The organism is Candidatus Poribacteria bacterium (genome assembly GCA_021295715.1).
In the GTDB taxonomy this organism is placed as follows: Bacteria; Poribacteria; WGA-4E; order WGA-4E; family WGA-3G; genus WGA-3G.
The window spans coordinates 1-4,402 of sequence record JAGWBV010000118.1 but is presented as its reverse complement, the minus strand read 5'-3'; the positions used below and the strand labels follow the sequence as shown (position 1 = coordinate 4,402).

The window sequence follows — 4,402 nt, the reverse complement described above, 5'->3', positions numbered from 1 at the left end:
TGACTACGGTTTCATACAAAAAAATAAACTTATAGAAGGCGCAGACAAGGTCTATGTCAACACAGACAGTATCACGGGAACAGAATCCTTAGATCCACGTTTCAAACGATTGATGTTTGACACTGACCGATAACTATAATGTTTTATACCAATCTCTTACTTCATGATAAGGAAAATTAAAAATGATAAATGCACTATATTTAAAAGCTACACTTCAGGCTGTCCTTGCCAGTTCAGCAAAACTAAACTCGGTCCTCTTGAAAATAGAAATCGCCTCAGGAGATATTTTTCAAATAGATGACTCCATCTTACAGAAATTATGTGAGGAGCTAAAGGATGGTGTAGGATTGACTGAATGTGGGCGCACTGAAGACGTGCTACCCTATGGTAGAAGTCGGGACGCTAAAATTGAAAATGGTCGCTTATCTACCATAATTGAAGTTATGCTTCAACCGATGATTTCATCATGGTATTTTCTGATGGCATGGTGCGGGATTTTTCTATCGGTCTAGTTGATGTAATATGTCAGTGTGATACTTGTAATGAATGAAGTGCATACGCTTATTTAGACCCAATCTTCCAGTAACCAGCTCAGGACACTTTGCCGTAATCCGAATGTAGAAAACGGGATCTTGCCTGTTTTTTCCAAAGGGAATAGCTTCGCTCCCGAACTTCATTGTCTTGGTGTAGTTTCATTTGAAAATCGGATCGGTCGTTCGGAATTTGAGTGAATCTTTTATCTCAATCCCGGTTATGATTTGCCTTACATCTGTCTTGGATAAAATCTCCAACCTCCAGAATGATCGCAAAATTTCAGCCAAATTGATACAACGAATACCGTTCGTTTGACAGTGGTGCTTCACTCGACGCTCATTGCTTGCAAAAACAGCATTGAGGCGTTTACAGATTGCCATGGATTCACGTTCACCCGCGGCGAGTGTATGTGGTAAGGACTTTAGAAATGTTTCGTCTATAGGTAGGGGACGATGAGTTTGAATTTGTTTTTCGGTTAGTAATACTGTAAGGTTTTGGGCAAAGCGAAATCCCTTTGAAGCACCAATTTTGATTTCGTTTTCCACAGCCAGAGCAATGTGAAGAAGTTCTTGATTGAAAACAGCAAATAGCAACCGCAATCGTTGAATCTTAGCAAAGGTCGAAAGAACATCAGTATCAACAAAGACCAAGACTTATGACTCCTTGGGTCTTTCATTTGGTGTGTGAAGATCACTAATTACTGAAACGCCAGTTTCCAATTCCTCTACAGACTCAACTTCGGTCTCTTTCACGATACCTCTTGCCTTCAAAACCTCTTCAAATTCAAAACGGTGCATTCCGGCTAATTCAGCGGCTCTGCCGAGCGTTATTTCATCATTCTTGTAAGATTGAATAGCATCATCAAGTCGTGAGGCTTTTTTTATTTTGACCAGGTTTTCAAGTGCATCAACCATAACTGCATGAGGATCCGGATAAAGCCCCGAATCAACCAACGCGTTGACCTCTTTTTCGAGATCTGGAGAGTGGATTTCAATCTGCAACATGCGGCAAGGCCTCCTAAGATAATCGGGCTTTTCATTTATTTATAAGATAACACATGGCATACATCGTATCAAGCCAATTCCGCAGAATCACAGAGGCATTCAGTTTTCGGTTTCTGACCTATCTTGGAGGAATGTCGCGATCAGGAGATCGCTCCTACAGAAGTGGGTTCGGGATTTGGAGATGCTTCCTATCGGAAAACTATATGCACCAATGTAGCCACTTTTCGCTTGCCACTACCCCCAAATTGTGCTAAAATACCCATAGCATGGATCATCATAACTTAAAGCACGCCCATAAGGAACTCCATACACTTCTCGGAACACGCTTCAGCACGGATAATGCTGTCCGAGACGCGCATGCTCGCGATGCCTCTTATCACCGAGGTGCGCTCCCGGATGCCGTTGCTTTCCCGAAAACCAACGCCGAAGTCGCCGAAATTGTCAGAATCTGTGGAAAATATAAAATGCCGATAGTCCCTTATGGCACGGGAACTGGTGTTGAAGGTGCTGTTGTCACAACTGAAGGCACGCTCTGCATCGCACTAAACGAAATGAACCGCATCCTCCGGGTCAGTCGAGACGATAGAGATGCCACCGTCCAAGCGGGTGTAACGCGCTTGGAGTTGAATACGCATCTCGCGGAGATCGGTACGCAGCTCCATTTTTCCGTCGATCCGGGTGCGGATGCCTCATTAGGTGGGATGGCGGCAACACGCGCATCGGGTACAAGTGCCGTCCGATACGGCACGATGCTCGATAACGTGCTCGGTTTAACTGTCGTCACTGCTGATGGTTCCATCGTTCGGACAGGGAGCAGGGCGCGGAAGTCTGCTGCAGGCTACGACCTCACGCGTCTTTTCATCGGTTCAGAAGGCACATTGGGAATCATCACCGAGATCACGCTTAAATTAACACGGTTGCCGGAAGCGGTCGCATCTGCTGTTTGCGCTTTTCCAACCGTAACCGCAGCAGTGGATACCGTTATTGAACTCATAGGCAAAGGAGTTAGTATCGCCCGTATCGAGCTTTTAGATGAACGCCAGATGGATGCCGTCAACAAATATGCGGGATTGGCGTACGAAGTTACACCGACACTTTTCTTTGAATTCCACGGTTCCAAGCACACCGTCGCAGAGAATTCGGAGATTGCTGGGACCATCGCAGCAGCACACGGGAGTGGCGATTTCCGATGGGCGACGGACGAGAACGAACGTAAACGCCTCTGGCAAGCCCGATATGATAGCTACTACGCCGCTTTAAGCCGCCGTCCGGGTTCTGTCGGCTACGTCACTGATGTCTGCGTCCCGATATCCGAACTTGCTGAGTGCATCGCCAAAACGAAAGCACTTCTCGCGAAATCGAGCCTTGACCCGTCACTCCTCGGACACGTTGGAGACGGGAATTTTCACGTTGTTTTTCCGCTTGAAGTGGATAACGACGCTGAATTAGCAGAAGCACAACTCTTCAGCCATCAGATTGTAGACATCGCTTTAGAGATGGGAGGCACCTGCACCGGTGAACACGGTGTCGGCATCGGCAAACGAAAAGCGTTAGAAAAGGAACACGGATCAGCAATCGATTTAATGCGTGCTATCAAAAATGCTTTAGATCCTCTAAACTTAATGAACCCCGGTAAGGTCTTCTTATAGATGCAAGTCTAAGGAAGGCTCTCTTATGAGAAACGTAATCTACTTAGGAATGTTGCTATTTTTCGTTACACCCGCTTTCTCAGAACTCAGCGACTCAGATATCCAACGCATACGAGAAATCGTCCAGATCACCGTAGCTGCTGAAGGAAAGCAGATACGCACAGAAATGACTGCAGCGATAGATGCATCGGAAAAGCGGATGAAGGAGCATCTGAACACAAAAATAAGCGAGGTGGACACACGAATAGACGGAGTGGACAAGCGGCTCAACTTCGCTTTTACGGTGTTAGGATGGCTGTTTGCGTTGGTTATAGCTGCGCTTGGTGTTCCACAACTGATCATAGCGTTTAGACAGCGAGGGCAAGAACGTCTGCATGCCTCGGTTGAAGAACTTTACGCAGTCCATAGTGAAGTTCTATCAGAACTCAAACAGTTACGAGCAGAGAATGAAGCTTTCAGAGGGCGTGACAGGCCACAGCCCGAATCACCATAGTCAGTGCACTGACGTATCTAAAAGGAAAGCATGCAAAACAGTTGGAAAATCCTCATCACCGATTATGCCTGGTCCTCCATAGAACCTGAACGACAAGTACTTGCCGAGATTGGGGCGGAACTCATCGCCGCGGAAACTGGTGACGAGGCAGAACTCCTAACCCTCGCACCAGCCATGGACGGCATCCTCACCTGCTGGCAACCCGTTCGCGCGCCTGTCATTACCGCTGCTGAAAAGTGCCAAATTATCGGGCGTTGCGGTATCGGACTCGACAACATCGATGTGGAAGCCGCTACCGAACACGGTATCATTGTGACCAATGTCCCTGCGTATTGTATTGATGAGGTATCCGACCACGCGATGGGGTTGCTACTGGCGTGTGCCAGAAAAATCTCGCGCTTCGATCGGGCAGTCAAGGAAGGGACGTGGGATCAGAACATCGGACCAGCGATGCGTAGAATCCGAGGTAAAACGCTCGGTGTCATCGGCTTCGGACGGATTGCTCGGTCAATTGTGCCGAAGGCGAAAGCGTTCGGGCTTACAATCAACATCTGTTCCCCACGCGCCGCTCCTGAATTGATTCAGGAGTCCGGTGCACAGAAGGTTTCGTTCTCAGAACTCCTCGCAACCTCTGATTTCATCACAATCCATGCACCACTGACACCGGAAACACAGGATATGTTTGGCGAGGCAGAATTTCGGGCGATGAAACCGACGGCTTA

At 47.4% G+C, this 4,402-nt stretch carries 6 protein-coding genes; 4 read left to right on the top strand and 2 right to left on the bottom strand.

The annotated features are described in order from the left end of the window. Positions 1-182 precede the first annotated feature (182 nt). On the top strand, positions 183-512 hold the full coding sequence (locus J4G07_20730) for a hypothetical protein (GenBank protein ID MCE2416412.1): 330 nt from the start codon (positions 183-185) through the stop codon (positions 510-512). A gap of 180 nt (positions 513-692) precedes the next feature. Here J4G07_20730 and J4G07_20725 read toward each other — a convergent pair whose 3' ends face one another. Together J4G07_20725 and J4G07_20720 are read right to left on the bottom strand one after the other, a co-directional pair. Further along, positions 693-1,184 carry a hypothetical protein gene (locus J4G07_20725; GenBank protein ID MCE2416411.1) on the bottom strand — a complete coding sequence of 164 codons (492 nt, stop codon included), beginning with the start codon at positions 1,182-1,184 and terminating at the stop codon, positions 693-695. Between the two features lie 3 nt (positions 1,185-1,187). Continuing rightward, a complete protein-coding gene (locus J4G07_20720; protein ID MCE2416410.1) occupies positions 1,188-1,538 on the bottom strand; it encodes a UPF0175 family protein in 351 nt (116 codons plus the stop codon). A gap of 266 nt (positions 1,539-1,804) precedes the next feature. Between J4G07_20720 and J4G07_20715 the strand changes: the two genes are divergently transcribed. The 3 genes from J4G07_20715 to J4G07_20705 form a co-directional block, all read left to right on the top strand. Then, entirely contained in the window at positions 1,805-3,187 is a 1,383-nt protein-coding gene (locus J4G07_20715) for an FAD-binding protein (GenBank protein ID MCE2416409.1), read from the top strand. Between the two features lie 25 nt (positions 3,188-3,212). Further along, positions 3,213-3,680 (top strand): hypothetical protein, encoded by a 468-nt coding sequence (locus J4G07_20710; GenBank protein MCE2416408.1) that lies wholly within the window; start codon positions 3,213-3,215, stop codon positions 3,678-3,680. A 30-nt stretch (positions 3,681-3,710) separates the two neighbouring features. After that, on the top strand, positions 3,711-4,402 hold a 692-nt coding region (locus tag J4G07_20705; GenBank protein ID MCE2416407.1), incomplete at its 3' end, for a C-terminal binding protein.